Origin of the sequence: Hoylesella buccalis ATCC 35310 (assembly GCF_000177075.1) — a bacterium.
Lineage (GTDB): Bacteria > Bacteroidota > Bacteroidia > Bacteroidales > Bacteroidaceae > Prevotella > Prevotella buccalis.
This window is the reverse complement of the sequence record NZ_ADEG01000079.1, coordinates 1-2,943: the sequence shown is the minus strand read 5'-3', so window position 1 is coordinate 2,943 and position 2,943 is coordinate 1. Positions and strand designations below refer to the sequence as shown.

Annotated in this window: 1 protein-coding gene and 1 pseudogene; both read left to right on the top strand. The window is 40.6% G+C overall.

What is annotated here, in order from left to right; translation table 11 throughout:
- The first annotated feature begins 166 nt into the window (after window positions 1-166).
- A pseudogene (locus HMPREF0650_RS08280) lies at window positions 167-1,863 on the top strand (sigma-70 family RNA polymerase sigma factor).
- A 706-nt stretch (window positions 1,864-2,569) separates the two neighbouring features.
- Window positions 2,570-2,815 (top strand): hypothetical protein, encoded by a 246-nt coding sequence (locus HMPREF0650_RS08270; RefSeq protein WP_040562947.1) that lies wholly within the window; start codon window positions 2,570-2,572, stop codon window positions 2,813-2,815.
- Window positions 2,816-2,943 lie beyond the last annotated feature (128 nt).

The window sequence follows — 2,943 nt, the reverse complement described above, 5'->3', positions numbered from 1 at the left end:
GGGCGAAACATGTGTATATATCGAATGGCATGACACTTTTCAGCCTGCAAAATGAGCTATAGGTCAGATTTTTAATCTTTTTCCAAGTTTCTCAAAAAAAGTTCCTAAATCCGTGCAGTCTTTTAAACAAAACATACTCCCTTTAATAAAAAGGTATGGTATACCTATGAAAGTAGATGTTAATATAGATGCATGCAAACAGGGAGAGCGCGAGGCTCTCGGAAATTTATATAAGGCAGATTAAAGAGGATATGCCTGCACTATGTGACAGATGAAAGTACGGCAGAAGATATTCTGCACGATGCTTTTATTATCATCTTCACCTCTATCAAATCGCTGAAGGACAACTCAAAATTGGAAGGGTGGATGATAACAATTGTAAGAAACCTTTCGTTGAGATACCTGCTAAGAACAGAAAAAGACGATATCCCGTTATCCAGTCTGGGAATAGAAGTATTGAGTGAAGAAGAGGAAGAAGAAAAAAATATAGAGTTGGAACTGTTGCTGTCGGCGATAGAGTTGTTACCTGAGGGGAACCGGGAGATTTTCAAGCTCTCTGTGCTGGATGGTCTTTCACATAAAGAAATAGGAGATTTGCTTGGTATCAACCCACACAGTTCTTCTTCCCAGTTGGCTCGGGTAAAGAAAACGCTGCGTGCCATACTGATTAACTATTGGATGTTGTTCTTGCTTCCCATCCTGATACCTGTCTATATCTATTTCGTAACGAGGGAGAAGTCCGTTGACACATCTGATAATAGGCCAACGGCTTTAGACACTCATCATAACCTTCCAAAACGGGTTCAACAAAAAGGAGCAGCCTCTCAAAAGGTTGGGCAACCAAGGTATTCTATACCATCAAGCGCCATTGACAATGATAGGCGTATTTTGGCAGAAAAGACTATTTCTACTGAAGAGATTTCATCGCAGATAATAACAGACAGTGTGGAATTCGGACAGCAGACGGTACCATTCCATGTGGACTCCTTGCAGAAATATCTGGCTACAGGGACTATCGGCGTAGAAGATTCCATGCTCCGTATTCCGCGAATTTCTGAAGATAAGATGATGGCATTGAATGAAGATGTAAAACTCAATATCGGCCATAAAAAGAAATACCCGTGGACATTCAACTTCGGCTATTCTTCGGATGCATCGGGTAATACCGCGTCTACTCTGAATTACCTCTCGGTTATAGATTATGCCAATGGCGGGGCGGCGGCGAAAATTTATTCTTGGAAAGATTATATCGACTATCTTGATCGCAACCGTATGCTGATGGATTCACTTGAAAACGCAAGGTTGCGCCAACAGGCAGTCAACCAGTTTATCTCTGCCGACCAAAGTGTGGCAGAGAAAGTAAACCATTATCGTCCTCAAACCTATAGCTTGTCACTTTATAAGCAGTTGAGTCCACGATGGATTTTTGGTACAGGCTTAACCTACACAAGGTTAAGGTCAGAATTTGAAAATCCGTTTAATAAGGCTACATTGAAGAGAACGCAGAAAATTGATTATATCGGCATACCATTGCGCATGACCTATCGGGTATGGAACAAAGGAAGACTGAATGCATACGCCACGGGAGGAGTAACTTTCGAAATTCCGGTACACAGTTCTTTTACCAAAGAGTTTGTCGTCACGTCAGATTCCTCGTTCACAATGAAGGGGACGATCCACCCGCGTTACCAGTGGTCGGTGAATGCCGGTTTGGGGGTACAATACCAGATTTTCAAACCTTTCAGTTTTTATCTGGAGCCTGGGCTTTCCTACTACTTTAAGAATGGATGTGGTATTCAAACATACAGAACTGAGCATCCGTTCATGTTCAGCATTCCATTTGGATTAAGATTGACATGGTAGGCATCAAATAAATGTAGTATATGAAATACTTGAATTTAACAAGGAGCCTGTTAGCGCTTATCCTTCTTGGAGTAATAACTGCGTGCTCTTCCGAGAACGCTATAGTCGGAAATATCAAAGTGTCAGATGTCGTAACCTCTGATTGCAAGACATCCGTATCTAAAACTGACACTCGTCCTGAACACCTTACAGACTTTTATAGTACCGAAACGACACTGAGTCTGCTCATGCGAAATGACAATACGGTTGCCGCTCAGTTTCTTGACGTGATGGATAATTGCGCAATTTGTCAATTGAATGTGGATATGACTTGTGTAGAAAACAAAATCATAATCATTCTCTACCCAGACTGCGACATACTCACCAATTGTGTCTGCATGTATGATGTGAACTTCAAAATCAGAAATTTATTTCCCGGAAATTATCAGTTAGAAATATTTCAAACAACCACGAACAAGCAGACGATCTCATCCAACAGAATCTATCATGGGACGGTGACTTTAGATTTCAATAAGACAGTGAGGCTGGCCATGACCCGTTAGGGTAGAGTGTTCAAAATCTGTATATACATCTGACGCAAAAAGTGAAAGAATTCAGCTTATTAAGTTGCTGATATTTAACACTTTATATCGCAAAATATCTTTCTAAAAAGTTGTGTAACTCGTTGGTTTTTAGTAACTTTACATAACTAAAACATGTAAAAGATATGAAAAAGTCAACGCAAGAAAAAGAAATAGAAAAGCTTAAAAAGCTGGTGGAAAAACCCAAGAATGATAAAGAGTCTCTTCAACGAGATAACCGCAATCTCAAGGGAAGATTGTCCACGGCTCAGTCAAACAGTGCCAAGTATCGTTCCGCACTCAAAAAAAAAGAGAAACCGAGTGTTGGATTGGACAAGGAAACTTTCGAGCAACTGATGAATCTATCAGACGACATCATTACCCCAGTTTGATGGTTGCCCTTAGTGTGGCTTTTTATGCGCGTTTGTCAGTAGGCTCACGACAGATTGTCGAGATTTTCAACATTCTGAATGAGTTTATGGGCAATGTGTTTGGTAAAGTTCCTGCCTATACAACGATT

Bases quoted from the DNA above. Each gene is read 5' to 3' on its own strand.
- HMPREF0650_RS08270 (WP_040562947.1), top strand. From the start codon at position 2,570: ATGAAAAAGTCAACGCAAGAAAAAGAAATAGAAAAGCTTAAAAAGCTG.